General features: G+C 37.0%; 37 protein-coding genes and 1 tRNA gene. All 38 read right to left on the bottom strand.

All coding sequences use genetic code 11. The features are described 5' to 3' along the window. Nucleotides 1–149: 149 nt before the first annotated feature. Complete coding sequence (locus tag DWW33_RS09500; RefSeq protein ID WP_118639365.1) at nucleotides 150–1,049, bottom strand: hypothetical protein; 900 nt, start codon at nucleotides 1,047–1,049, stop codon at nucleotides 150–152. Then, nucleotides 1,050–1,313 (bottom strand): hypothetical protein, encoded by a 264-nt coding sequence (locus DWW33_RS09495; RefSeq protein WP_118639364.1) that lies wholly within the window; start codon nucleotides 1,311–1,313, stop codon nucleotides 1,050–1,052. A gap of 199 nt (nucleotides 1,314–1,512) precedes the next feature. Then, nucleotides 1,513–2,412 (bottom strand): hypothetical protein, encoded by a 900-nt coding sequence (locus DWW33_RS09490; protein WP_118639363.1) that lies wholly within the window; start codon nucleotides 2,410–2,412, stop codon nucleotides 1,513–1,515. A 2-nt stretch (nucleotides 2,413–2,414) separates the two neighbouring features. Next, nucleotides 2,415–2,723, bottom strand: a complete 309-nt coding sequence (locus DWW33_RS09485) for a hypothetical protein (RefSeq protein ID WP_118639362.1) — start codon at nucleotides 2,721–2,723, stop codon at nucleotides 2,415–2,417. A 111-nt stretch (nucleotides 2,724–2,834) separates the two neighbouring features. Then, nucleotides 2,835–3,188 carry a hypothetical protein gene (locus DWW33_RS09480; RefSeq protein ID WP_118639361.1) on the bottom strand — a complete coding sequence of 118 codons (354 nt, stop codon included), beginning with the start codon at nucleotides 3,186–3,188 and terminating at the stop codon, nucleotides 2,835–2,837. Beyond that, nucleotides 3,160–3,348 (bottom strand): hypothetical protein, encoded by a 189-nt coding sequence (locus tag DWW33_RS15570; RefSeq protein ID WP_147404712.1) that lies wholly within the window; start codon nucleotides 3,346–3,348, stop codon nucleotides 3,160–3,162. Before DWW33_RS15570 ends, DWW33_RS09480 begins: the two co-directional genes overlap by 29 nt. Nucleotides 3,349–4,010: 662 nt before the next feature. Then, a complete protein-coding gene (locus DWW33_RS09475; RefSeq protein WP_118639360.1) occupies nucleotides 4,011–4,865 on the bottom strand; it encodes a hypothetical protein in 855 nt (284 codons plus the stop codon). Between the two features lie 70 nt (nucleotides 4,866–4,935). Further along, nucleotides 4,936–5,112 (bottom strand): hypothetical protein, encoded by a 177-nt coding sequence (locus DWW33_RS15690; RefSeq protein WP_158577471.1) that lies wholly within the window; start codon nucleotides 5,110–5,112, stop codon nucleotides 4,936–4,938. A 193-nt stretch (nucleotides 5,113–5,305) separates the two neighbouring features. Continuing rightward, nucleotides 5,306–5,962 (bottom strand): hypothetical protein, encoded by a 657-nt coding sequence (locus tag DWW33_RS09465; RefSeq protein WP_118639358.1) that lies wholly within the window; start codon nucleotides 5,960–5,962, stop codon nucleotides 5,306–5,308. 17 nt (nucleotides 5,963–5,979) lie between these two features. Further along, the gene (locus DWW33_RS09460; RefSeq protein ID WP_147404711.1) at nucleotides 5,980–6,246 is read right to left on the bottom strand and encodes a hypothetical protein; all 267 of its coding nucleotides are present in this window, start codon (nucleotides 6,244–6,246) and stop codon (nucleotides 5,980–5,982) included. 40 nt (nucleotides 6,247–6,286) lie between these two features. Continuing rightward, nucleotides 6,287–6,574: a hypothetical protein gene (locus DWW33_RS09455; RefSeq protein WP_118639356.1), complete on the bottom strand. Its 288-nt coding sequence runs from the start codon at nucleotides 6,572–6,574 to the stop codon at nucleotides 6,287–6,289. Nucleotides 6,575–6,576: 2 nt separating this feature from the next. Continuing rightward, nucleotides 6,577–7,425 (bottom strand): hypothetical protein, encoded by an 849-nt coding sequence (locus tag DWW33_RS09450; protein ID WP_227710312.1) that lies wholly within the window; start codon nucleotides 7,423–7,425, stop codon nucleotides 6,577–6,579. Between the two features lie 46 nt (nucleotides 7,426–7,471). Beyond that, a complete protein-coding gene (locus DWW33_RS15685; RefSeq protein WP_158577470.1) occupies nucleotides 7,472–7,648 on the bottom strand; it encodes a hypothetical protein in 177 nt (58 codons plus the stop codon). 1 nt (nucleotide 7,649) lies between these two features. Further along, nucleotides 7,650–8,015, bottom strand: coding sequence for an LIC_10091 family protein (locus tag DWW33_RS09445; protein ID WP_147404710.1), 366 nt, complete (start codon nucleotides 8,013–8,015; stop codon nucleotides 7,650–7,652). 124 nt (nucleotides 8,016–8,139) lie between these two features. Continuing rightward, complete coding sequence (locus DWW33_RS09440; RefSeq protein ID WP_118639354.1) at nucleotides 8,140–8,592, bottom strand: single-stranded DNA-binding protein; 453 nt, start codon at nucleotides 8,590–8,592, stop codon at nucleotides 8,140–8,142. Nucleotides 8,593–8,699: 107 nt separating this feature from the next. Continuing rightward, nucleotides 8,700–9,011 carry a hypothetical protein gene (locus tag DWW33_RS09435; protein ID WP_118639353.1) on the bottom strand — a complete coding sequence of 104 codons (312 nt, stop codon included), beginning with the start codon at nucleotides 9,009–9,011 and terminating at the stop codon, nucleotides 8,700–8,702. Between the two features lie 97 nt (nucleotides 9,012–9,108). Continuing rightward, the gene (locus tag DWW33_RS09430; RefSeq protein ID WP_147404709.1) at nucleotides 9,109–9,423 is read right to left on the bottom strand and encodes a hypothetical protein; all 315 of its coding nucleotides are present in this window, start codon (nucleotides 9,421–9,423) and stop codon (nucleotides 9,109–9,111) included. A 73-nt stretch (nucleotides 9,424–9,496) separates the two neighbouring features. Continuing rightward, on the bottom strand, nucleotides 9,497–10,009 hold the full coding sequence (locus tag DWW33_RS09425) for a hypothetical protein (protein ID WP_118639351.1): 513 nt from the start codon (nucleotides 10,007–10,009) through the stop codon (nucleotides 9,497–9,499). Nucleotides 10,010–10,279: 270 nt separating this feature from the next. Further along, entirely contained in the window at nucleotides 10,280–10,627 is a 348-nt protein-coding gene (locus DWW33_RS09420; RefSeq protein WP_118639350.1) for a hypothetical protein, read from the bottom strand. Nucleotides 10,628–10,980: 353 nt separating this feature from the next. After that, complete coding sequence (locus DWW33_RS09410) at nucleotides 10,981–11,415, bottom strand: hypothetical protein (RefSeq protein WP_118639348.1); 435 nt, start codon at nucleotides 11,413–11,415, stop codon at nucleotides 10,981–10,983. Next, entirely contained in the window at nucleotides 11,412–11,915 is a 504-nt protein-coding gene (locus tag DWW33_RS09405; protein WP_118639347.1) for a hypothetical protein, read from the bottom strand. The genes DWW33_RS09410 and DWW33_RS09405 overlap by 4 nt, the downstream gene beginning before the upstream one ends. Before the next feature lie 106 nt (nucleotides 11,916–12,021). After that, nucleotides 12,022–12,495 carry a hypothetical protein gene (locus tag DWW33_RS09400; RefSeq protein ID WP_118639346.1) on the bottom strand — a complete coding sequence of 158 codons (474 nt, stop codon included), beginning with the start codon at nucleotides 12,493–12,495 and terminating at the stop codon, nucleotides 12,022–12,024. A gap of 47 nt (nucleotides 12,496–12,542) precedes the next feature. Then, nucleotides 12,543–12,830 (bottom strand): hypothetical protein, encoded by a 288-nt coding sequence (locus tag DWW33_RS09395; protein ID WP_118639345.1) that lies wholly within the window; start codon nucleotides 12,828–12,830, stop codon nucleotides 12,543–12,545. A 1-nt stretch (nucleotide 12,831) separates the two neighbouring features. Beyond that, nucleotides 12,832–13,440 carry a hypothetical protein gene (locus DWW33_RS09390; protein WP_118639344.1) on the bottom strand — a complete coding sequence of 203 codons (609 nt, stop codon included), beginning with the start codon at nucleotides 13,438–13,440 and terminating at the stop codon, nucleotides 12,832–12,834. Between the two features lie 164 nt (nucleotides 13,441–13,604). Continuing rightward, the gene (locus DWW33_RS09385) at nucleotides 13,605–15,233 is read right to left on the bottom strand and encodes a ParB/RepB/Spo0J family partition protein (protein WP_118639343.1); all 1,629 of its coding nucleotides are present in this window, start codon (nucleotides 15,231–15,233) and stop codon (nucleotides 13,605–13,607) included. Then, nucleotides 15,233–15,991: a ParA family protein gene (locus DWW33_RS09380; protein ID WP_158577469.1), complete on the bottom strand. Its 759-nt coding sequence runs from the start codon at nucleotides 15,989–15,991 to the stop codon at nucleotides 15,233–15,235. Before DWW33_RS09380 ends, DWW33_RS09385 begins: the two co-directional genes overlap by 1 nt. A gap of 62 nt (nucleotides 15,992–16,053) precedes the next feature. Then, nucleotides 16,054–16,159, bottom strand: a tRNA-His gene (locus DWW33_RS15680). Nucleotides 16,160–16,171: 12 nt separating this feature from the next. Next, complete coding sequence (locus DWW33_RS09375; protein WP_118639341.1) at nucleotides 16,172–16,438, bottom strand: hypothetical protein; 267 nt, start codon at nucleotides 16,436–16,438, stop codon at nucleotides 16,172–16,174. A gap of 82 nt (nucleotides 16,439–16,520) precedes the next feature. After that, nucleotides 16,521–16,730: a helix-turn-helix domain-containing protein gene (locus DWW33_RS09370; protein ID WP_118639340.1), complete on the bottom strand. Its 210-nt coding sequence runs from the start codon at nucleotides 16,728–16,730 to the stop codon at nucleotides 16,521–16,523. A gap of 188 nt (nucleotides 16,731–16,918) precedes the next feature. Beyond that, entirely contained in the window at nucleotides 16,919–17,632 is a 714-nt protein-coding gene (gene ispD / locus DWW33_RS09365; protein WP_118639339.1) for a 2-C-methyl-D-erythritol 4-phosphate cytidylyltransferase, read from the bottom strand. Then, complete coding sequence (gene tsaD, locus DWW33_RS09360) at nucleotides 17,632–18,663, bottom strand: tRNA (adenosine(37)-N6)-threonylcarbamoyltransferase complex transferase subunit TsaD (protein ID WP_022243534.1); 1,032 nt, start codon at nucleotides 18,661–18,663, stop codon at nucleotides 17,632–17,634. The genes ispD and tsaD overlap by 1 nt, the downstream gene beginning before the upstream one ends. Next, nucleotides 18,650–19,246 carry a DUF6715 family protein gene (locus tag DWW33_RS09355; RefSeq protein ID WP_118639338.1) on the bottom strand — a complete coding sequence of 199 codons (597 nt, stop codon included), beginning with the start codon at nucleotides 19,244–19,246 and terminating at the stop codon, nucleotides 18,650–18,652. The genes tsaD and DWW33_RS09355 overlap by 14 nt, the downstream gene beginning before the upstream one ends. Before the next feature lie 2 nt (nucleotides 19,247–19,248). Next, nucleotides 19,249–20,160 carry a ribonuclease Z gene (locus tag DWW33_RS09350; protein ID WP_022243536.1) on the bottom strand — a complete coding sequence of 304 codons (912 nt, stop codon included), beginning with the start codon at nucleotides 20,158–20,160 and terminating at the stop codon, nucleotides 19,249–19,251. A gap of 17 nt (nucleotides 20,161–20,177) precedes the next feature. After that, nucleotides 20,178–20,372 carry a hypothetical protein gene (locus DWW33_RS09345; protein ID WP_117698929.1) on the bottom strand — a complete coding sequence of 65 codons (195 nt, stop codon included), beginning with the start codon at nucleotides 20,370–20,372 and terminating at the stop codon, nucleotides 20,178–20,180. Between the two features lie 72 nt (nucleotides 20,373–20,444). After that, nucleotides 20,445–20,879, bottom strand: coding sequence for a ribosomal protein S18-alanine N-acetyltransferase (rimI, locus tag DWW33_RS09340; protein WP_117947709.1), 435 nt, complete (start codon nucleotides 20,877–20,879; stop codon nucleotides 20,445–20,447). Continuing rightward, nucleotides 20,866–21,573, bottom strand: a complete 708-nt coding sequence (gene tsaB, locus DWW33_RS09335) for a tRNA (adenosine(37)-N6)-threonylcarbamoyltransferase complex dimerization subunit type 1 TsaB (protein ID WP_022243539.1) — start codon at nucleotides 21,571–21,573, stop codon at nucleotides 20,866–20,868. The genes rimI and tsaB overlap by 14 nt, the downstream gene beginning before the upstream one ends. Next, entirely contained in the window at nucleotides 21,570–22,001 is a 432-nt protein-coding gene (gene tsaE, locus DWW33_RS09330; RefSeq protein ID WP_022243540.1) for a tRNA (adenosine(37)-N6)-threonylcarbamoyltransferase complex ATPase subunit type 1 TsaE, read from the bottom strand. Before tsaE ends, tsaB begins: the two co-directional genes overlap by 4 nt. A 12-nt stretch (nucleotides 22,002–22,013) precedes the next feature. After that, a complete protein-coding gene (locus tag DWW33_RS09325; protein WP_117947710.1) occupies nucleotides 22,014–22,517 on the bottom strand; it encodes a YcxB family protein in 504 nt (167 codons plus the stop codon). Between the last annotated feature and the right edge of the window lie 18 nt (nucleotides 22,518–22,535).

Below are 22,535 nucleotides of genomic sequence, written 5' to 3'. Positions count from 1 at the left end.
TATATCTCATTGAGAGGTATTGTCAATAAGTTTTCAGATAATTGTCCGGATATCTGGACATTTTTAGCATTTTCCATAACAGAGTAGCTGGATGAGCTGGTGATCCACTGCAGCTGATTGTGCAGAATGACAAAATTGGAGAGAAATTTCTAAATAGGAGGCATCAACGTATGCGCATAATCCTGTAAGGCTTTATTTCTACATAATGTTTTTGAGCTTATAAACTTTACAAATTCTAACTCTGGTATTGGAATCTGCTTTTCAACAAGCGTTTGCCATTCTTGCATATCCACTTTTTTACCCATATCCTTACTAATCTCTATATTAATGGATTCATGAAGATGACCATCTTCATCTTCTTTAAACTGGTGATGCCAGAGCATCATAGTAAGCCACATATAGCGACTGCTATTTGGTAATAGCTTATTATAATATTTATTTCCAACAATAACTTCCAGTTTTAAATCCTTTACTTTTAAAATTGCTTTTTCTAATTCGCTTCCTTTCCTAATCCATAATCCATATGGATTAATCGCAGATTGTAAATAGAAAAGCATAAATGGAATATTATTTACTGTACTATGAGGATATAACCAACCTTGTGATGCATAGTAATTTTTTAGGCATTCTTTTGCTTTTTTATCCGAAATATAATAACCCAAGTGTTTTTTTGCAAAAGCAACCGCTAAATCAAAATTATCCCTGACTGTATTGTAAACTGCAATGTCCTTTTTAGTGGTTATCTCTTTTCTTTCTTCTTTTTTGACATGTTTTCCCTTTACTGCTCTTGGACAATAAATATAATTTTCATAATTAAATGGATTAAAACCAATTATATTTTTCCCAGTATGTGCTCCATATTTTCTTTCACTAGTATACAGCCCTCTAATTTGTATTGGGTTTTCACACTCCGGACAGGTCGCATAATAACAAATTTTCCCGCCATAATTCTGTTTAAAAGGAAATTGGTTCTTTGTATATTTTTCAAATTCTTCCTTTGAAATTTTATGCGGTATCTCTGAAGAACTGTACAGTACGAAATTTTTCATCTACTCTTCTCCTATCAACTCTGACAATGGTATATCATATCTGCTACAGATTTCAGTATACCATGCAAGTGGAAGTTCTGGAAGCTGTTTTTCTTTTACTCCGAAAAGAATACATTCCAGTATTGTTTTTATTCCTATCTGGAATACATGCTCATTATCCTTCATTTCAAAATATAACTGCTCCATATCCGGTGCAATCTTTGTCGGAATTATCTTGTATGTTGCCCGACCAGTCGTATCTGCAATATTGTTAATTTCTTTCACTTATTTTTCTCCTTTCCCTTCCCGGCATCAAGCCGGGAAGTAATTGCCTGGCTTTCATGTGACAGTCGTGATATGTCAAACGGAATAAATCCGCATGAACCTGGTTAATAGCTTTCTTTTTATCTGCTGTACCGGATTCCGGTACATGCTCCTGGCACAAAAAAAGAACCCTTTCTGCTATGCTGCAGATTGGATCCTTTTATAATTTGGGACTTCTCGGTTTCTTCTGATGTATTTTATTTTTCATGGTTTCTTTCTTTTCTTCTGAAAACATATCATTAAAACTCACCGGCTTTATATCATTCGAAACAAATTCCGGATACATCATTTTCTGATGTTCTTCAACTTCACAGATTCTTGTGTAAACCTTATCTCCATACATTTCTTTAATTTCAGCTGTTGCTTCTTTCATATTAAACTGCTTTACTTTAAACTGCGTTCCATACAGCTTACGGCAGCATTCTACCTGTTTATCAAAATCGTTGGAAAAAGGTTTTGCCTTTACTCCAGATATCAAACCATAGGTGTTTTTTTCTAATGGATAATCATTTCTGGTGTCTGAAAGAAACGCTGCTCCATTATCAAATACAGGACAATACGAAAAACTCTTATCCTCATTCTGAATTACAGCAATATTATGAAAATGCCGGTCTTCATTCAGTATATATGCATCAAATTCCAGAAGAATCGTTATATATTTTCCAAAATTTTCCAGTCCGGTAATATTCTTTACATCTTCAACAAACTTGGGGATTCTATCCTGTAATGAACTCTTTTCCAATACCTCTTTTACCGACTTATTATAGTACGCCTGATATAGCCTCTCTGCAGTAATAAGTCTTTGTCCCGGCTGCAGGAAGTTATTTGAAACGCATCCATTAAAAGAATGTCCATTATATGCAATCATTTCCAACTGATACGGCACATATTCCATAATATTTGACTGTTCCAGTAATTTAGATGCTGCATATTCCGCTGCTCCTTCATATCCCAGGAAATCTGCCTTATACCATTTATTATCAATACCAAACTTTAGCTGATTTCCTTTTGATGAATAACCGGAACCTGTCGAACCATCTGTATTATTAAAAACATACATAATTATTCCTCCACAAACTTAATCCACATATCATCCTCTGCCATCCTGCCGGCAGTCTTTTTGACAATTGCTAAAGGGTCATAACTGTCCAATCCCAAATCACGCAGTATCCACTTTACATGGTCCCGATTTCTTGGGAAGCAGCGGCTTTCAAGAAATTTTTCATAATCAGAGAATGTAGGAGTCTCATTGTTTCCAAATGCTTTTGCTATTAAATCATCCGTGAAATTCTCTATTCTTACGCTCTCATCGCTATAGTCCACATAAATTTTAGTTGAAAGTTTGTCCTTGTCCATATAATCTAAAACCATTCTATCCACCTCACAACTAATTTGAATTAAATAAAATATAGCATATTTTCATATAGAAAGATAGCTTTTGCATCATATATTACAACTATGCTGCAGCTTTCTTATCATAAATTATAACTTTGGACCTTTGTGTTCCGGCTTTCTGGGGCGGTGAGCCTTTTCCATCTGTGCCGGCGGCACCGGTGATTTTTCTTCCGGAGTCAGGATTTCTGACACTTTCTTTATATAAGTATCACGGTCAATAAGTCCAATCTGAAATTTAGCATAATTAATTTTTTCTCTCACATAAGTTTTTGAGCCTGATATCATTACGGCATTAAATGTCTTTTCCAGCGAAAAATCCTTGAACGGATACTCTCCATCTTTATTTTTCCATTCATGAAATCCTCGCTGCAGTTCTTCCAGCTCCTCTAACATATCTTCATCAAGTAGAAATTTAACTGTCAATTCTGTCAATTCTTTCATTTGCCTCGTCTCCTTCGATATTATTTTTTCCACAAGGAGCTGCCAGCGGCAGTTCCTTATAAAGTTGGACAACAAAAAAAGAAACTCTATCTGCAGTTTTTTCGCTGCACCAGAATTTCCTTTTATTCTGATTATATAATACCATAATCCGTATTATCACTGCTAGTCCTCTTTAATCCACCTATTCGTTTGTACCGGATTCCGGTACGTTTGACCTTAATATTGCTCTGATGTAAAAAAACTTCGTTTTATCCGCTTCATTTACTTCATATATTCCATGACTGGGAGTTCTCGTTAGAGAACTGTCCTTATCTGCAGGTGTTTATACGTTAAGTCCCACCATAACATAAGCAGCTTGCTGCAATCAATTAATCAGGCAACGCCTGGTCGTTAGTTTCAAGGCAATCCGGAACGGATTCCGGTAGAAATAATATGTATGCATACACATCGGGTGGAATAAATATATAGGAAAGAATATGCTCGGCGGCAAAACAACCTCTTTTTCCGCATAAAATAAGGCCTTCCGGATTTATCCACCATCCACATTTTTAGACTATATATACCGGCATATGTCGTTGTTTTTAGACCGGTTTTTCTGCTTTTAAAAATACGGTTTGCTTTTTAGACCACTTTATTATAGATGTCCGCCTTTTTAGACTACTATAACCACAAAAATCAGGGCATACACTCTTCTTTTTCAGTGTATGCCCTGCTCTACTCATTTATTCCTATTATTTTGTTTCTAAATGCCGCTGTGACCTCGTAGATTGCCCCAGAATTGACTTTTTTATTGCACCACAACATTTCCCTGTCCGCATGATTTTACATGCTTTCAGGGACTCCTAACGCTTTTTTCAATAATTTATGTACGAACTTATTTTCCAAAGTTCTTTCCGAATATTTTATGCCGGAAATGCTCTGCTGGATGCAGCTCTTTACCTTTTCCATCAATGACTTTTTCTCTTCATAATACTGATACTGTACTGGGAGATATGCCACATCCTTTATGCTAGTTTCATCATAGGATATATGCTGCCGGTGACACTCTTTTTTTATCAGACCTTCGAGGTACCAGCTTCGTTCTGATTTCCATGCAGCATCTCCCGCTGCAAGCTGCTTAAATGCTGAATGCAGATATGTTATATAGTACTTTCCATCCTTTAATCCAATGGAGAAAAATTTCTTTAATGAATGCAAGTACGAACGCAATACCTTTTCGCTTATGTGGAGCAGCTTCGTGAATTTCTCGTAAAACCGGTGAAAACCTATTTTCATGCTTCCTCTGCCCTCATGTGTGCATTTCAAGAAATACATGAGAAGGTACTTTTCATATGGCTTAAGTGCCTGGAAAGACTTGCTATGAAAAGCTTTCCTGTTCAGACTCACATATCCTCTGGTCAATGACTGCTCATTTGGAAATGCATTTCCTGGAATAACAATATCATAATCCACTTCACTATTCTTTTCACAGGTTATAACATTCTTTTCCTGCAGTCCACGAAGCGCATTATAAAAAGACTGTTTACACATGCCTGTATGTCTCATCACATCCAGGTAGAAAACACCCTCTACTTTTCCGGTTGCCTGGTCTTCAGCCTTTACAATATAAAGGAAAAGGTCCCATTCCACTCTATTCAGTTTATGAAGTTTATCAATGATTTCATAACTGACTTTCATTTACACTGCTCCTTGTTGCTGTTCTAATTACAATATGTACGATTTTGAAAAAAATAATGTTATTTTTTCATTACCAGATGCTTTCATCTGGAACTGGTATTTTGCAGTCTTCCCATTCTGCTCCACAGGAAGCACATACCATAAATTTCTTTTCTTCATATGGACTCTGCTTTGCAAGTCTTCCATCACAATATTTGCATTCCCAGTGATAACCAGGTAATAATTCTTTTTTCTTTTCTTTTGCCATATTTCTGTTCCTTTCCATAAGCGCTAATATATCTTTATAATTTGGTGTAAAGCAATGCTTAAGGCGAAACTTTTTCTTTTTCTTCTTGCTTCTGGGTGAACAATATTCATTTAGCTTTATGATTTTAATTTCATAGCCATTTATAGTTTTTGATTTGATAGGAATATGATGCATTTTCTTCCAATTATTAGATTTATACATTTTTATCCTTCCCCATTTCTTTTACCTGGCTGTTCAACTTTGCCAGGGTGATTGCGCATTGGTTAAACTCTCTATCTGATGTATTCATATTGTTTGTATTCAAATATAAATTCTCACTTCCAGAGATTATTGCTAGATTTTTCAAATCGCAATTCAATTGGTCTCCATCCAAATGTTTAATTTTACTTCCAGGTAAAACTTCAACTCCTGCGGTTTTTAAAATATATCTGTCTTTTTTTACAAAATTTCCATTTATATTAATATAAACATATCCATCTCTCATTACCTCATCACCATGCTGATATGTTCTTTGGCGATAACCCGTCCTCAAATGCCGCTTTTGTAAAAAAGTTTTTATCTGCTTTACGGTATATTTTGTGCAGAATTTTTCATTAACCATTGCTGTTATTGTTTCCATGCTCTTACCTTTGTATATTTTTAAAATATACTGGATTACCTCCCCACCAAATAGTGGATCGTAAGCTTTTAGTCCGTTTTCAAATTTAAAATGTGTAATTTGATGTTTTTTAAAACGGATTCCATACTCTACTTCAAGCAAATCTATTAAATGTTCTACGGAAACGCCTTTATAGTGTTTTTTTATAAACTTCTTTTGTTCTTCCGTAAACGGACTTTTATTGCATCCCATGTCACTTGCTCCGCATATTATGATTTTTGCTGTATACCAAATATTGATGGAATATCATCTTTTGGAATGAGTCCCTTGTTTTGACTGCCAATATCGGTAAAATCACTTGCAAACTTCATTACATCCAATTGCAACCTTGCATTTTTTAAAATGCATTCTGCAGTATCTACAATAGCTTTATTTTCTGCAAAGGTCTTTTCCCGTTCTTCCTCAGATTTACCAGTATTTCTAAGTGTATTTAATTGTTCAAACAATATATCATTTAGTTCATTTAAATTACCCATTTTTTCACCACTCATATTTACTTAAATTTTAAAAGTATTACTACTTTTTTCTTCTCACACAATCCTTAAGTGTTAGCAACATTGGAAGAGTAAACAGTATAACAAACCCAATGTCTCCTGGCATAGAAAAAACTCTGTTGGATTCTAATACATAACTGCCATAATAAAGAATTATTACATTTATATGCATAAGCCAATATATCAAGGCATAAATACTATCCTTTTCTGCATCATTTTTAATATGACTATTTACTTCTAAATATAACAATCGCATTGTGAGAAATAGTGCAATTAACAGCACCACCAGTTTTTGAACATTCATTACCATATTTAGTGTCCGCTCCTTACCATATAAAACAACATTTCTGTCAGCGATTTCTTTCTGCTTCCATAGGTACACGGTTGTATTACTTCCAATCTCCATGATATATCTTTTGATATTGGTGTAGGTTTTTTAAATTCCTGATACTGTTCTATCATAATTGGTACTGCAACCATTATTCCGAAGTTTGTGGATGAATCCGGATTTGTTTTTCGTAGATGCTCTGTGAATGTTCCATCTTTCAGATTTGGTAAAATATCTCTGTAACACTGCATGGTTGTCACTATGTAGTTCTTTTCTCCATAAAAGTTCAAACCGTTGCCGCTGTATACGTCCTCTTTGCAACTCTTAACCTCATAGCATATGAATATTCCCTTTTCCAATGCTCCAACCGAACATTGATTTGGTGGCTCAAACTGCATAAAATCCACTCGACCGCCTTTTCCAGCAGATGTGAATGCATCAATACTCACTTCGCTTGCCCAATACTTCCCAATTCCACTAAGCCGACTACTTTTGAGCAATTCTCCGAGAAACTTCGTTGTCTCTACTCTATTCATTTCCATGTCCTCCCTTTTCTTTAATATGCGTTTTAATCTTGGATTGTATATCGCAACAAGTTTTCGAAATTGAAAACCATCTCGAATAAAACCCGGAATATTAAAAAAAGTTGTCTCGTTATTATGTATTTCCCGCAAAATAAATGGCAACATTGGAAGCTTCTTCAAATCATAATCTTTGCCTGCTCTGTCATATACTTCTAATTCATAGTCTAGTGCCACCCATTCTTCTTGAGTAATATCTTTTATTGATAAAAAAGGTGTTTCTTTCAGAATTAATTCTTCAATTTCTAACATTTTCTATTTCCTTGAATTTCCTCTTTTTCTTTTTCAATAACGTCCTTTATCCGTCTTTCCTCTTCTTCGGTTTTATTTTCTTGCATTTCGATACCAGCTTTTCCACATTTTTATATTTCTTCAGCAAGCCATATGATAAAATCATTAATGTTGTTGTTAGTGCTGTAGCTAATACCAATCCAATTATTGCAAGATTAGCATACAACTCTGCCAAACTTATCATCTTACTCCTCCTTTTTTAAGGCAATGTGCTGCTTCTTTCTCAATAACCTTTCAGCACAATTTTCCGGACACCATCTTGGGGTTGTTTTATTTTTGGGAATATCAGAGAATTTTTCTCCAAATCCAATAAAACCTTCCATCTTTCGTATATTATGTTCTTTAAAATACTTTCTAATATATTCGTAGTCCGGATGATTACATATAAAGGACTTTCTTGTTTTATGCAGATATCCCTCACAATACTCGCAACTATCACACCAGCATTCCTTAATACCTTTCTTCCTCTCTTCTTGAATTTTCGCCTTTTCTTTTTCAATAATGTCCTTTATCCGTCTTTCCTCTTCTTCCGTAAATTCGTCACCTTCCATTATCTTGTCATAAATATCCGCCGGAATCTTGTTACATTCTAATTGTCCATATAAAAATCCATAATCATCTGGTGATAAAATTTCATCTTTTGAAATACAATCACACATATATAAGTACCTCCTTTTAAGGCAATGGTGGCAGGTCATCCGGTATTTCCGGTTCTTCTATTTCCAACATTGGCGGCTCTGGAATGAATGCTCCAGCATGGTCTTCCGAAGCGTCAAGCTGCCTTGCTCTTCCATCCTGGTTCTGTTTTTTTCTTGCAATATAATTTTTTTCAACCTGAATGCCGACAAAAAACTTCTTATCATTTTCGCTTCCATATGATTCTGATACCATTCTTCCCTGTACAACAACCAGGTCGCCTTTTTGAAAGTTTTCATGTGCAAAACGTGCTGCAGAACCAAACGCTTTACATGTAAGGAAGTCTACTGGTCGTTTTCCCTTCTCTCCATACTCACGCTCAACACCTATGCGATATTTTGCATAAGACACTTCTTTTTCTGGATCCTTCCGGCTTGTTTTGTACTCCGGGTTTTCTACTATGTACCCCATTTCAATTACATTATTTAACATGTTTATGTCCTCCTTTTTTATTTTTTTCTTCGCATACTGATAAATAGCCTTTTAACTAAATATCTTTCCATATTTCCTCTCTCTGTTTTTCTCGCCATAGTAGCCTCTTACTTTTTTGGAAACTGATACACAATGTTCTTTCGATAAGTCGCTGGTCTTTGTGCCTGTGCTGACTGGTCGAAAAATTCATTTGTGTAACATTCCTCCTCGTATGCTCCGCAGAAATCCTTTAGGACTGCCAGACACCTTTCCTTGCTGTCGTACTCTGCGATTTCTTCAAGACAGCTGTCCGAAATACAGATTGTGTGTCTGATGATTTCCTGCTTGCCTTTCTTGCTGATGTCCTCGTTATACTCCAGTGCATTGAAAGCTCTCCCGAACCATAGCACCCTCTCTTTGTTCTGTGATACTATAATCATGTGCACCTCCCTATTCTGTATATGGGATTCCGTCTGTTGAACGATATTATCAAAATAGTGTATCATTCAACTAAAGAAATCATCGCTTCATATGATTTTATTTTCCCAATTTTCTTCCACATTCAGGACAATACTTAATAGGAATGTAAATAGTACCAACACCTTCGCCATTAAAATAACCAGGACAAATTAAAATCAATTCGGGAGTAGCGGTCTGGTAATCATGGATAACACCATCCCATTTATCATTTTCCAATACATTTCCATTCAGTCTATCTTCGCTTATATTATTACTATGGTATGGAAGTTTCGGTTGTTTCCATCCAAATTTTACATCTGTTCTTCTTTCACAATACATGCACATAGTAAACTCTCCTTCCAAATGAAATGAAACACATATTTCTAATGTCATTTACTAATCTCTCTTAAATCATGCTCATATGTTGAACAATACTCTCCAAATGGTGTATCGTTCAACGTGCTTTTTACAAACAGATAACATCCCAATATGTATAAATATCTTCAATCATTTTTTCAGATAACTCGCTTGGTCTGACTTTGAGAATTTCACTAAGCGAATCGGCTGTAATAATAATATTGCAATCCACATGAGAGAGTTTCCATAAAGTGAGTATATTATTTTTGCTTGCTCCCCAGGCACTATCGTCGTAAACAACAGTTGCATTTTTATCGTGTCCAAGGTTTCCATAACCGCATCCAAGTATTAGTGCATTTACAAATTCAGTGGCGGTAGACTTATAATCCTTTGCACAAATGTAATATTTTCCGTCTTTTTCAACTGTAAAACTATAATGGCTATCCTTATCCTCATATTCTTTTAGACAAGGAAAGTCATCTTCATAACGGTTTTTGTCTGTGCCTCCATTGCATATAATGGTTATACCCTTCTTTTTCAAAGCCAATTCTAAAGCTTTGAACGATTTTCCGGTTCCGTTTTTACCAACAATTATAATTTTGTTCTTTTTTGAATTTCTCATTTTTTCACAACCTACATGTTTATATTATAGAGCCTACATAAGAAATAACCCCTGTAGCAATCCCTTTTACAATATAGCTATCATCCATTAGTATTAACCTTCCTATGTTCAAATTATATTATTTTATCCCACCTGCACTCGTTGTAATATTCACACCATATACAACAATGTTTGCAGCTCTTAATTCTGCTTCTTAGAATCCAATGTAATAATCTCTCTATCATATTGATTACCTTTCCGTTAAAAGATGCTCCCAAAATGGTATGTGGTTCAACCTTTTTCCCTCTTTTCTATGATTAATGTTATTAATAATATAATTAATAAAATTACTCCAACTACGATAGTAATACATATATATCCCATTATGAATCTTCCTACAGAAGTTAGAACTTTTGTTCCTGCGGAACCAAATGCCAATTCCAAAAGCGGATGCTCTTCTTCTCTTATAAATATCTTGCCTACTGGATAACTCATTATGAATACAAAAATTCCATACAAAACAAATACTATTTCATCTTTTCTTGTAAATTCAAGTCCAGTTTCGGTTTCTTCGTTTTCTGTTCCAGTTTCTTCACTATGCGAAATACCATATGTTAATTTGTTTTTTAAATTACTCATTTATTTCCTTTCTAGGTTATCTTAGATACTATTTACCAAATGTAAACCAAAGTAAATTTAACGTAATACTGTAGCAAAATATCAAAATGGATCTTTTGAAACATGTAATACTCTTTGAGCGTAAATAGGCGTCAAATTCCTCTTTAGATTCCATCCAAGCATCAAACCCTAAAAAAAACCATATTCCGCTTATAAAACTACTAAAACTACACAGTATGATAACAAAAACTGTCACTATTTACTCCTCCTTGCTTTAATCGTTATTTCGTTTTTTATCCGGAAAAATTTCTGTGTTCATGTTACCTCTGTCCGGCTCAAGTTCATCCAGATATACTGGGTTCCCTTTTCCGTCCTTAAGGATTTAATAACCAGTTGAACGATATTATCAAATATGTCAGTTTCAACATAAGCTCTTTTTCAATATCATCCTGAAGAGCAGATATTTGAAGAACTCCGTCTCGTCTGGTCAATCCAGCAAATACAACGTTCCCTGCTATTGGATTTCCATGCAAATCGGTTCGATAAAGATAGCTTCCTACTATATTTATATCAATGCCCTTGGATAATCCTTCTTCATCCACCAACATGCATACACTTTTATTCGGTTCTATATCCGGGTTATTACTCATTCCAAGTTCGGTATAAAGCCTTACCGGATAAACAATTTCATATGAGCTGCATCCGTTACCGATAAGATTATTTACTATCTTTAATTGCTCTTGATAATTCATTTTCAGGAAATCACATTCCTCTATTTTCAAGTCTGTAGATACTTTTATTATCTTCATTTTCGTTTCTTCCTTTGTTGGTAAATATTTTTATTGGTCAAAAAATCAATCAAAACTATCACCATGAAGCAGTCACAAATTAGACTTACACTATAATATTTAGTTATCCATCTGATTATTAAGCAACCAATCATTACACTTACATCGAACAACTGCTTCTTTTCATATTCTTTATCACTAAAATATTCTTCCTTCCCAGTTTCTTCAGATTTATTTTCAATTATCTCTGTTTCTTGGTTTACTAAAGATTTTTCTACATAACTATCAGGAACACCTGGCAACTCTTCCCATGCAATTACTGGATAAAGGTCTTGTGTTACCGCATCGAAAAATTCTCCATCTCCGGTATAATATAAGGTGGTTGCCTTCTCAGCTCCATCAATTACTACCAGATATTCAACAAGTTCTTCTGCCTCAATAGCTTCCATAATCTTGTCCAGCGTATCTACCTGATTAACTGGTTCTGGCGGCAACTTTTCATTTACTGATATCCATTTCATTATCATTTCTCCTCGCTATTTGTTTTTCTTTAACATCCTCTTTATAAAAACGTGAAGCTGACCATCTTTATCATACTTATACGTATACAGCTTTCCATCAGATACATTACTCTAAGTCAACAATATTATACTTTACTGTCCCATCATCATATTTCTTTGTTTCTAATATGCCATTAACAGACTTTCCAATAGAATCTGAATATTTGTAATATGTATCTCTACCCCGAATATCGTATTCTGTGCCATCATATTCAACAGTAATTTTGTAAATTGCTGCATGTGTTTGTGGCAGCATTGTTTTGGTTGCAGGGCTATAATGCATCGTTGTATAAGAAGCTTTATGATATGCATTCGTTACTTTTACCTGTACAGTTGACGTTTCTGTATTAATGCATTTTGCACAGCCCCCCAACATAATTGCAAGCATTAACATTAATGTTAAACAGCATATAAATACAGTCATATTTGTTTCACTCGGCTTTTTCATAAGTTCTTTCATAATCTCCATTATAAAGATAATAAATAAAATGGAAGCAAAAGAAATGGCTACTATCGTCATCATCATTTCAACATTCGCCATTGTTAGAACACCCCCTTTTATCATTTTGATAAGTTTCAATATCTCCTCTATTTTTCTGCAACATCATTTATATAAAAAATATGCACCCGACCATCTGCATCATACTTGTACATATACATTTTTCCTTCAGATACAAACAAATCATCACCATATAACGTACATTCATCATATCCAGCTTTAGTAATATCTTCCAAACGTTCAGAAACTCTAGCGTTCCTATTAGCAATCTCAATGCTATATATTTCTTTAACTATAAGGACTCCAAATATAATGCCAATCATGATTATAATTATCAAAAATTTAATTTCTTTATCCACTTTATGAGCTTTATTCATCCTATTGGTTATCTCCCTTCATTAAATCTTCCAGACTTATTTGCCGAAAGCTATTCTGCATCTTTTTCTTTTCCTTTTTGCTACTCTTTTTTTTACTTCGATATTTGTACATGAGGTTTGATATGCTTTCGCCGCTTTCATAATATGCAATAATAAGCTGCAAGCCTTCCATCCTTTTCTTATCAAAATAACTGTGTGTCAATCCGCTTTCATGCTCTACCGTTTGATATAATTCTCCGACAACATATAAGCGCCGGAGGATATCATAATAAGGTTCCTCCAGCACATGGAAGCAAGCCCACACCCGGTTTATCGATTGCTCTTCCTGCGAAAGTGCCCACATCATTTCCCGAATCTCAGCATTTCTCCGATAAAGTTCGTTTTGATAACTGATTAGCACATTTCCGAGGTCTTTGTGTTCTCCCCTTGCTCCTGGCATTCCGCTTATGTTTTGAGCCGGCAGTGCCACTGTCTCCAGCACTGAATCAGTATCATTTGCATCTTCATAAAGAGAAATCATTTTTTGATGTATATTTTTTAATTTAGAATTCCGGAATCGAAGGATGTTTTTTACTCTGTCCTCTGTCATCTTTGTCATTTTCATTTCCATAAAACCGCTACTCCTTTTGAGCCTTTTGTATCCCGACCACAGTATACTGCAGCCGGGATGGGGTCATATGTTGTACCGGATTCCGGTACAAAAAGATTCTTTTCCTTTGCGGATACGCCATGCATCCGGGATACTGCTTCCCGGATGCATACGAAGAATCCTGGTTACTTCTGTATTGCTTTTAAAAACTCTATTAATTCCGTAATACTATCAGAATGTCTGCAATACCGTTCATGATATGGATATCTAGGTACTCCATAGCTGTTCTTTTCCCTTTTCTTTGGTCCACCAACCAAGTGAAAAAAAGCATTACCATATTTTGAATAATCCGACTTATACTCTTCTGCAATTAATACTGTTTCGTCCGGGAATTCATATTTATAATAAGTTACTCCAATTCTATTATCTGTGTACCAGACACCCCAGTCTTTATAGTTTTCAAGCCAAGTTCTGCGTTCCTCTGTATTATGGAATTTGGGAAGCTCTGGCTGCATCAGTTTTACCGTTTTTTCTTTAATATTGGCAGTTTCTGTATTTGCCGAAAAAGCTGTAAGTGCTTTTACAATCATCCTTTGTCTTTCCAATGTTTTTATAGTCGATTGAATTACTGTTGGAGCAAATGCTACAGCCTTTTCCATTTTTTCCAATTTTTCAATTTGTTCGTTAAGAAAATACTTCGGTGTGTATTCCTCCTTGTCTTCTACCGGTATATCTTCTTCTACATTCATATCAACATCCGTTACGCAAAGCTGTCCTGGAATGATATTTTCTGTTTCATTGCGTCTACCGGAATCCGGTGCGTTAATACACTTTGCATCTGTTATCTTTTCTTTTACCCTTACAGTTTCTTCTTTTTCATGTACTGGGTAGTATTCATTAATCTTATTAATAAATTTAGTCCAACTAATTTCCTTACTTTTTCCTAATTTAATTCCTTTTGGTGAGCAATCAAAATCAATTACTCCACCCGTTCCACACGAATGTCTTTTTCCATATGAACGGATAAGATATTCTTTTAATTCGGCTCTGTTTTTATCATGATTCTGAATATAGTGTTCGTAAAAAAGCCGTATATCTTCCTCTGATGGTTCTAAGCATTCTTCCTTATATGCTTTTATATCTTTCAGTGCTGTTACTCCGGCACTTAATAATGCATCCTGTTCTTTTTCCGGAAGTGCCGCCATTTCAACTGCAGCACTTTTCTTTATTGTTCCATCCTCAAATGCAGTCCTTGCATTTTCTCCAAGGTTTTTGGAAATGGTAAGATATTCGCCTACAGTGGTTTTATTCATTTGCAGCTGTGCAGCAAGTCTTTCCACCATTCTTCCTGTTTGTATTTGGGGAAACTCCTCTGGATATGTCTCAATCAGATATTTCATACGTTCCAATTCATGCATTTTTTCATAATCTGTTTTTACATGGTGACTGTTAGATGAATATAATTGGAATTCTGCCTTTACATCACTTATATTTTCGACAAAGCATGGTACAAATGCATATTGTTTCTTGCCTTCTTCTTCAACCAGATATTTACATGCTCTTCGTCTTTTATGTCCTGCAATGATTTCATATTGGTCGTTTTTTATTTTGCGAACCAATATTTGCTGCAAGACACCATTATCTGCATCAATCAATCCGGCAAGTGCAATTATCTCGTCCTTATCTCTTTCATTACAATACTGTGCTGCATTGTCTTTCAGCTTTGTATAATGAATCCACTTTGTTACTCTCTGTGGCGGTGTCTCTGCTTTTTTTACGCCTGTGTTGGCGAACATAGCTCCAAGAGTTGCCATTACGCCTCACTCCTTTCAATCGCAATGTTTTTGATTTCATCAGTAAGATTTATGTAATCTACACAAACAGGGCATCCACTTCTATGCTTCTGTATCGGTTTGTATAACTGTAGAGCTGTATTTACAGTTTCAGAGCTTCTGATACATGATTCCATTATTGGATAATCATGTTTTGAATAAAGGTCTTCAAAAATGACCCTCTGAACTTTACGATTTGGAATCACTTTATTAGTAAATACCTTCCATACTGGGCGCACCCTTTCCGGTATGGAATCAAGGTAAGTGTCCACTAATGTCAGATTATCCCTGCAGAAGTTGTCCAGACAGACCGGCGTAAGAAGTATATCTGCAGCATATATGGAAGCTTCTGTCAATCCACCAAAGGATGGACGGGTATCTATTATCATATAGTCGTATTCATCACGCTTTTTTTCTTGGATATTGAGAAATGCTTTGTATAATGCTGCTTCCTCTTCTTCTCCCGCTTCTAATACTTCTGGGCACCCTTTAATGATATCCACGTTCTTCATTCGACTTCTACAGATACAACTTCTGAAGTTCTCCGGCTTTTCCAGTAAATCTGCAATAGTATGACTCTTTGAATTATCCCGCTGGAAAAAAGGAGTAAGATTGCATTGTGGATCTGCGTCCACCACTAATACATGCTTTCCTTCGTAAGCAAGTGACCAGGCAATGTTTACAGCTGATGTAGTTTTGCCAATACCACCTTTTAAGTTACTGATTGTTATTGTTACCATATGACCCTCCTTGCGTACCGGATTTCGGTACGGCTTTTTTATTACTAAGCACAATTGCTTAATGCTCCCGGCTGGATTCGAACCAGCGACATCATAGGCACCGACTGACAATGGAGCTTCCATTCTATTTCACAGTGCCCGTCCCTCTACCTGCTGGGGTACGGGAGCTTCTATTTTGTCCTACATTTTCAATTCGAAGCCTATTCGATTCCAGCTGAGTACTTCTCCTGTTTCTTCATCAATACTATCTGGTTCATATTTAGGTTTTAAACAGAAGCTTGTACTACCTTTTTCTTTTTCATATCCATCTTCATTGCATTTCCAGCATCGGCAATACTCTTCTCCATTCCAGCCGCTTAATGATACACGCCCTAATTCTTCGAGTTCGATGATTTCAACATCCGAATGTCCCTTCATATTTCCTAATTCTTTTATAATCTGCAGCATCTAAGTTCTCCTTTTCATTTGTCCTACTTTTTATAACTAAGAAATAAATAATTGTTTTAAGTTGTATTGATATTTTTTAACATCAGCACTTTGCAAGCAGACGTTTCTGAGCCTCGTCAGCATTGTAGTTTCTTCTATTTTCTAATTTTCCATTTCTTTGAAGTTCTTTGTAAATACACTGCCTGGTTACACCAACTTCCTCCGCTATTTTTACAAGTGGTGTATCCTGTTTAAGCATATTTTCAAGTATTAAACGGTCTTCATAAGTTAAGCGGCGCAGTTTTCTTGCCATAGTTTTTCCTCCTAAACCAACAAGAGCAGCATGTAGAAAATCATCTACATGCTGCTCTTGGCATAAAAAAAATTGAAGCCAACATGAGATTAATTTCTCTTGTTAACTTCAATTTTACAACTTACCATTTTTTCAAAATTTCAAAATATATCCATTTGATTTCCCACTGATGCCGGATGGTTTATTTTCTATGAACATACACCTTTACCAGGATTTCCTGCATTCAGCATAAACTCTGCCATTTCCAAATCTTCCGGTGTTGTAATCTTAAAGTTGCGATAGCTACCATCTATTACATATACCGGAACTTTTCCATACGCCTCCACTACCATTGCATCATCTGTAACATCTTCTCTTCCATCCGCTATCATCTTCTGATAAGAATCATAAATCAGGGAATAAGAAAATGCCTGCGGTGTCTGTACCGTATAAAGGCTTTTTCTTGGTGGGGTATCCTCTACTTTTCCATTTTCATCTACCTTTTTTATGGTATCCTTCACCGGCACAGCTGCAATACATGCATGTTTTTTCTGCACTTCATCCATTGTATGTCGGATGACTTCCTGCCCTATAAACGGGCGTGCCCCATCATGAATCAGTACATAATCCGTATGTTCACACGCACTTAAGCCCTGAAAAACAGAGTGGTAACGTTCCTTACCACCCTTTACTATCTTCGTTACTTTATGCAATTTATATTTTTCTACAATTTCTTTCCGGCAGTATTCCTCTTCTCCTTCACCGGTTACCAGTACGATTTCATCTACCGGGCTTTCTTCAAATACCTTAAGGGTATAATAAATCACCGGCCTCCCACAAAGAAGCAGATACTGCTTATGGACAGAGCTTCCCATGCGGCTTCCTTTTCCCGCAGAAAGCACGATTGCTGTATACTTTGCCATTAACGTTCTCCTAATTTTAAGTTTGGTACTGCATTCAAATCAAGTCCGGAACGGATTCCCGCCCGGTAATCATAATATGCTGCTGCACCTATCATTGCTGCATTATCGGTACAGAGAATCGGCGACGGATGATAAAATGCCACATTTCTCTTCCGGCACTCTTCTTCCATTGCTCCTCTTAAGGTTCCATTAGAAGCCACTCCTCCCGCAATAGCAAATTTATCAATCTGATATTTTTCAATGGCATGCATGGCATTTCCCACCAGCACATCAATAACCGCTTTCTGGAAAGATGCTGCAATATCCGCCTGCACAATCTCAATACCTTTCATTTTACAGCTGTTCAGATGGTTTAAAACAGCAGACTTTAAGCCACTGAAGCTGAAGTCATACTCCCCATCTGCAATCTTCGGTCTTGGGAATTCCACAGCATGAGGATTTCCTTCATGTGCTACTTTTTCAATCTTTGGTCCACCCGGATAGCCTAATCCGATTGCTCTCGCCACTTTATCAAAGGCTTCACCTGCTGCATCATCCCTGGTTCTTCCAAGTATCTCATATTTTCCATAATCCAGTACTTTTACCAGATGTGTATGACCGCCGGATACCACAAGACATAAAAATGGTGGCTCTAACTCTTTATTTTCAATATAATTTGCGCTGATGTGTCCCTCAATATGATGCACACCTACCAGCGGAATATTTCTTGCATAACTGATTGCTTTTGCTTCTGCCACACCAACCAGGAGGGCACCCACTAATCCCGGTCCATAAGTTACACCGATTGCGTCTATATCTGCCCAGTCTGCCTGCGCTTCCTGCATTGCTTCTGTTATTACCTGATTAATTTTCTCAATATGTTTACGGGATGCAATTTCCGGAACCACACCTCCATATAAGGTATGTAATGCAATCTGGGATGAAATGATATTCGATCTCACATCCCTTCCATTTACTACAACTGCTGCCGCAGTCTCATCGCAGGAACTTTCTATTGCAAGAATTGCAATATCTCCTTTATTTTTCTGCATCACCATTGTCTCCTTCCAGTGCCACAAATCCTAATATTTTCCAGTCCCCATTCTCATCCTTACGCAGCACATATTCCTGGTTAGCCCGGTTATATGCCTTGGTAGAGCGCAGGAAATAAGATGCCGTCACATAGGCACAATCACTTCCCTCTACTTTCTTATAAGCCACTTCATCTGTATCGCAGACAGATGCTGTTGCTATAATCTTACTTTCTGCTTTATAAGCCGCAATGTCATTCTGCATCTGGGTTGAAAATGTATCCTGCGGATTGTTTTCCAATAACTCTTCATCCATCAGTGCACGCATCTTCTCCAACAGCTTCTGGTACTGCTCATCATCATAAGTTTCATTATAAAGGCAGAGCAGAATCCTATTATAATATTTGATTACAGCACGAGGTGACGCCGGATAATCCTTCTCTAAATTTTTACTTAAAACAGAGGTTATCTCATCTGTTTCTCCTGTTGTTTCCACACTTCTTGGTGAGCGGTTTGTCAGATAATAATAAAATCCGACCACAATTCCAACGCAAATCACACCTATAATAACTGTCTTAATTATGCCTGCTGTACGTTTCTTCATGTTTACGCCTCCTCAAAATCCAGTGTAACACTCTTTCCATCTTTGCCTAAATATGCATTCGGATATATCTTCCTTACAGCATCCATATAGTCTTCGCCCCTTACAAGGGACGGGCTGAAGTGGGTAAGCCACATTTCTTTCACCCCGGCATCCTTGGCAAGATGTGCTGCTTCATAAAAAGTCATATGTTTATATTGTTTCGCTTTTGCAAGTTTCTCTTTTTCTGCATACATACCTTCACAGATAAATAAATCGGAATCTTTGGCATTTTTTGCAATGCTCTCCGTCGGGCGGGTATCAGTACAATATGTCAGCTTGATGCCTTTTCTTGGCGGGCCTAATACCATTTCCGGCAGATAGGTCTTGTCCTCTTCTTCAATAATTTCACCTTTTTGCAGGCGGCTCCAGTATTTCTGCGGTATCTGCCGTTCTAATGCATGTTCCACTGAAAATCTTCCAGCCCTTGGGATCTCCAAGGTATAGCCGTAGCAGGTAACATTATGGTTCACCCGGAATGCATGGATTGTATATCCCTTTAATTCTATAGTCTCTTCCGGTTCCGTCAGTTCTATAAATTTAATCTCAAAAGGCAGTTCCGGTGCAATCACACGCAGTGCATTTACCACACGTTCCAGTCCCTTTGGTCCAATCATCGTCAGTGGCTCCGTTCGTTCTGCATTTCCCATGGTCAGAAGAATTCCAGGCAGTCCGCTGATATGGTCCGCATGGTAATGTGTAAAGCACATAATATCCACCGGCTTAAAGCTCCAGCCTTTTTCTTTTACTGCAATCTGGGTTCCTTCGCCACAGTCAACCATCAGACTGCTGCCATTATATCTTGTCATCAGTGAAGTCAGCCAGCGATATGGCAATGGCATCATTCCACCGGTTCCTAATAAACAGACATCTAACATTCTATTTCCTCAGCTCTCTATACAATTTCTGTTACTTCTTCCATTAAAGGCGGTATCACAAACTGTTTTGTCCATTCATCAAAGCAGGACTCGCATACACGCAGTTTGCTTTTCACACCATCCTTAGTAGAAAAATAATTCCATTCTTTTTCTATATAAATATAATCCTGTTTTCGTTCTTCGATTTCTTTTCCACAACAATTGCAAACCATTTCGCATCCTCCGTCTCTTATCTTGTGGTTCTCTTTCATTATAGAACCATTCCAATAAATTTGCAGTGGAAATTACTGGACCCTGCTCATGATATATGCATCCTCTGAGGGCTTTTCATAAAAATTCTTTCGAGTTCCAAGTACAGAGAATCCAAGTTTCTGATACAGGCGAATAGCAGGCTCATTGGATACCCTTACCTCTAAAACATACCGGCTAATACCATGTTTTCTACCCTGCTGCATTAGTTCTGTTACTAGTTGTTCCCCATAACCTCTGTTTCTGCAGGCTTCACTTATTGCCACATTGGTAATCTCACCTTCATCTAATGCCATATACATTCCACAATATCCTAAGATGGAACCCGCTTCTTCTGCCACCAGAAAAATCACATGGTTCATGGCAAGAGCATCGCGAAATCCCTGCTCGCTCCATGGCTGTGAAAAGACTTTTGCCTCTATGGCTGCTACATCAAAAACATCTGCCTCTGACATTCTACGAATTTCCATGCTGTTCCATCCTCTCGCGTTCTGCCTGGGAAAGGCGCAGATATTCCGGTTTGTGTTCTTCTGCAGATTCTAATTTACCTGCTTTGTAATATTCTTCTCCTAAAGCTGCAACAGCTGCTGCACGCTGCTTATTCACATGTGCCGGTGCAAAGGAATATGGCACTTTACAGTTTTCTTCTATATAAGTGGTAAATACAGGGACACCATCTCCCAAAAATACAACCGGAGCATTGTTTTCATTTATCTTTGCTACAATCTCATCAATTCCCACAACGCACTGTGGGCACAATACCTGCATTTTTTCGTCTTCAAACTGATATAAACCAGTATAGGTCTGGTTTCTTCTTGCATCCATTAATGGACAGATAATATCTCTATGCCCATAGAGGTTGTATGCCAGTGCATCCACGGTCGGTACGGATATCAACGGCTTATCCAGTGCAAGTCCCAATCCTTTTGCTGTTGCAGAGCCAATCCGAAGTCCGGTAAATGAGCCCGGGCCCGCTGCAATTGCAATGGCATCTAATGTATCCAAATCCAGTTCTATCATTTTCGCAAGTTCATCTAACATTGGCAGCAAGGTCTGTGAATGTGTTTTCTTATAATTTACAGTAAATTCTCCCAACAGCACATCATCTTCTACTACTGCTACGCTGGCTACCAGTCCGGAGCTGTCCAATCCCAATATTTTCATCGTTCCACCTCTTCTATTGTTATCCTGCGATAATCAAATCCTTTTTCCAAATCTTTCTCTATTGTTATCTGCCGGTAATGATCCGGTAAAATTTCTTCAATCAGATTTGCCCATTCTATCATGGTCAGACCATTTCCATAAAAATAGTCCTCATAGCCGATTTCATCCATTTCCTCAATATCCGCAATCCGGTATACATCAAAATGATAAAATGGCATTCTTCCTTCTTCATACTCCTGCACAATAGTAAAAGTCGGACTGCAGATAGGTTCTGTTATCTCCAAACCCTTGGCTATTCCCTGGGTAAAAACGGTTTTTCCTACTCCCAAATCTCCGATTAATGTATACACTTCTCCCGGCTTTGCTTCCCGTCCAATCTGTTCGCCTAACTTTTCTGTTTCTTCTGCCGAAAATGTTTCATATACCATATACTTTTCTTCCTATCTCTTCTTCATACAATTCTGGTGCTTCTTCAAATTCTTATCTGCCAGTTCCTTCAACGCTGCATACTGTCCGCCTACAATTTCCATCGGCAGGATATATGCATTCACGCGGCTGCTGTAAATCAGAACATTATGCTTTGTTGACACCATTTTATAAATCTGTTTCCACTCCAGCAGGGCATTTTCTTCTCCCAGAGATACATGGACACCTTCATCATCCAACATATAATGCAGTGTACTTTTCAGTGCCTCTGACATGGAAATCTGTCTTGCCGCCCGCATTTTCAAGGTTAATGGAAAATAAAAAAGAAAGACAATGCCAAATATGATGTAAAGCACCGTATACATGGTATCTACCTTTCCATAGGTTCCCACTGCGGCTACAAATCCAAGCACCGCTGCCAAGATGGAAAAGATTCCGGTAAAACTGGTATATATATGATACATATTAAACCGGTACATATCGTTCGCTGTTATTTTTACATCAAATTCAATTGGCATTGTCTTTCCTCCTGCTTA

This window comes from Roseburia sp. AF15-21, assembly GCF_003479505.1.
In the GTDB taxonomy this organism is placed as follows: Bacteria; Bacillota; Clostridia; order Lachnospirales; family Lachnospiraceae; genus Roseburia_C; species Roseburia_C amylophila.
The sequence above is the reverse complement of the archived record's forward strand: the minus strand, read 5'-3'. Positions and strand labels throughout refer to the sequence as shown.

What these genes read in the sequence shown, in the direction of transcription:
- DWW33_RS09395 (WP_118639345.1), bottom strand. Translation starts at nt 12,830, where the DNA reads ATGAATAAAGCTCATAAAGTGGATAAAGAAATTAAATTTTTGATAATT.
- DWW33_RS09380 (WP_158577469.1), bottom strand. Translation starts at nt 15,991, where the DNA reads ATGGTAACAATAACAATCAGTAACTTAAAAGGTGGTATTGGCAAAACT.
- DWW33_RS15685 (WP_158577470.1), bottom strand. Translation starts at nt 7,648, where the DNA reads ATGATAAGTTTGGCAGAGTTGTATGCTAATCTTGCAATAATTGGATTG.
- DWW33_RS09480 (WP_118639361.1), bottom strand. Translation starts at nt 3,188, where the DNA reads ATGAAAGAATTGACAGAATTGACAGTTAAATTTCTACTTGATGAAGAT.
- DWW33_RS09375 (WP_118639341.1), bottom strand. Translation starts at nt 16,438, where the DNA reads ATGCTGCAGATTATAAAAGAATTAGGAAATATGAAGGGACATTCGGAT.
- tsaD (WP_022243534.1), bottom strand. Translation starts at nt 18,663, where the DNA reads ATGCAGAAAAATAAAGGAGATATTGCAATTCTTGCAATAGAAAGTTCC.
- DWW33_RS15690 (WP_158577471.1), bottom strand. Translation starts at nt 5,112, where the DNA reads ATGGCAAAAGAAAAGAAAAAAGAATTATTACCTGGTTATCACTGGGAA.
- DWW33_RS09390 (WP_118639344.1), bottom strand. Translation starts at nt 13,440, where the DNA reads ATGGAAATGAAAATGACAAAGATGACAGAGGACAGAGTAAAAAACATC.
- ispD (WP_118639339.1), bottom strand. Translation starts at nt 17,632, where the DNA reads ATGGCAAAGTATACAGCAATCGTGCTTTCTGCGGGAAAAGGAAGCCGC.
- DWW33_RS09350 (WP_022243536.1), bottom strand. Translation starts at nt 20,160, where the DNA reads ATGTTAGATGTCTGTTTATTAGGAACCGGTGGAATGATGCCATTGCCA.
- DWW33_RS09370 (WP_118639340.1), bottom strand. Translation starts at nt 16,730, where the DNA reads ATGGCAAGAAAACTGCGCCGCTTAACTTATGAAGACCGTTTAATACTT.
- DWW33_RS09425 (WP_118639351.1), bottom strand. Translation starts at nt 10,009, where the DNA reads ATGAGAAATTCAAAAAAGAACAAAATTATAATTGTTGGTAAAAACGGA.
- DWW33_RS09465 (WP_118639358.1), bottom strand. Translation starts at nt 5,962, where the DNA reads ATGGGATGCAATAAAAGTCCGTTTACGGAAGAACAAAAGAAGTTTATA.
- DWW33_RS09410 (WP_118639348.1), bottom strand. Translation starts at nt 11,415, where the DNA reads ATGAAGATAATAAAAGTATCTACAGACTTGAAAATAGAGGAATGTGAT.
- DWW33_RS09490 (WP_118639363.1), bottom strand. Translation starts at nt 2,412, where the DNA reads ATGTATGTTTTTAATAATACAGATGGTTCGACAGGTTCCGGTTATTCA.
- DWW33_RS09500 (WP_118639365.1), bottom strand. Translation starts at nt 1,049, where the DNA reads ATGAAAAATTTCGTACTGTACAGTTCTTCAGAGATACCGCATAAAATT.
- DWW33_RS09400 (WP_118639346.1), bottom strand. Translation starts at nt 12,495, where the DNA reads ATGGCGAATGTTGAAATGATGATGACGATAGTAGCCATTTCTTTTGCT.
- DWW33_RS09430 (WP_147404709.1), bottom strand. Translation starts at nt 9,423, where the DNA reads ATGACATTAGAAATATGTGTTTCATTTCATTTGGAAGGAGAGTTTACT.
- DWW33_RS09355 (WP_118639338.1), bottom strand. Translation starts at nt 19,246, where the DNA reads ATGAAGAAACGTACAGCAGGCATAATTAAGACAGTTATTATAGGTGTG.
- DWW33_RS09450 (WP_227710312.1), bottom strand. Translation starts at nt 7,425, where the DNA reads ATGTTAGAAATTGAAGAATTAATTCTGAAAGAAACACCTTTTTTATCA.
- DWW33_RS09445 (WP_147404710.1), bottom strand. Translation starts at nt 8,015, where the DNA reads ATGGAAGGTGACGAATTTACGGAAGAAGAGGAAAGACGGATAAAGGAC.
- DWW33_RS09385 (WP_118639343.1), bottom strand. Translation starts at nt 15,233, where the DNA reads ATGGCAACTCTTGGAGCTATGTTCGCCAACACAGGCGTAAAAAAAGCA.
- DWW33_RS09440 (WP_118639354.1), bottom strand. Translation starts at nt 8,592, where the DNA reads ATGTTAAATAATGTAATTGAAATGGGGTACATAGTAGAAAACCCGGAG.
- DWW33_RS09420 (WP_118639350.1), bottom strand. Translation starts at nt 10,627, where the DNA reads ATGAGTAATTTAAAAAACAAATTAACATATGGTATTTCGCATAGTGAA.
- DWW33_RS09485 (WP_118639362.1), bottom strand. Translation starts at nt 2,723, where the DNA reads ATGGTTTTAGATTATATGGACAAGGACAAACTTTCAACTAAAATTTAT.
- DWW33_RS09345 (WP_117698929.1), bottom strand. Translation starts at nt 20,372, where the DNA reads ATGGTTTGCAATTGTTGTGGAAAAGAAATCGAAGAACGAAAACAGGAT.
- DWW33_RS09325 (WP_117947710.1), bottom strand. Translation starts at nt 22,517, where the DNA reads ATGCCAATTGAATTTGATGTAAAAATAACAGCGAACGATATGTACCGG.
- DWW33_RS09405 (WP_118639347.1), bottom strand. Translation starts at nt 11,915, where the DNA reads ATGAAATGGATATCAGTAAATGAAAAGTTGCCGCCAGAACCAGTTAAT.
- DWW33_RS09460 (WP_147404711.1), bottom strand. Translation starts at nt 6,246, where the DNA reads ATGGGTAATTTAAATGAACTAAATGATATATTGTTTGAACAATTAAAT.
- DWW33_RS09455 (WP_118639356.1), bottom strand. Translation starts at nt 6,574, where the DNA reads ATGGTAATGAATGTTCAAAAACTGGTGGTGCTGTTAATTGCACTATTT.
- tsaB (WP_022243539.1), bottom strand. Translation starts at nt 21,573, where the DNA reads ATGAAAATATTGGGATTGGACAGCTCCGGACTGGTAGCCAGCGTAGCA.
- DWW33_RS09475 (WP_118639360.1), bottom strand. Translation starts at nt 4,865, where the DNA reads ATGAAAGTCAGTTATGAAATCATTGATAAACTTCATAAACTGAATAGA.
- rimI (WP_117947709.1), bottom strand. Translation starts at nt 20,879, where the DNA reads ATGGAAATTCGTAGAATGTCAGAGGCAGATGTTTTTGATGTAGCAGCC.
- tsaE (WP_022243540.1), bottom strand. Translation starts at nt 22,001, where the DNA reads ATGGTATATGAAACATTTTCGGCAGAAGAAACAGAAAAGTTAGGCGAA.
- DWW33_RS09435 (WP_118639353.1), bottom strand. Translation starts at nt 9,011, where the DNA reads ATGATTATAGTATCACAGAACAAAGAGAGGGTGCTATGGTTCGGGAGA.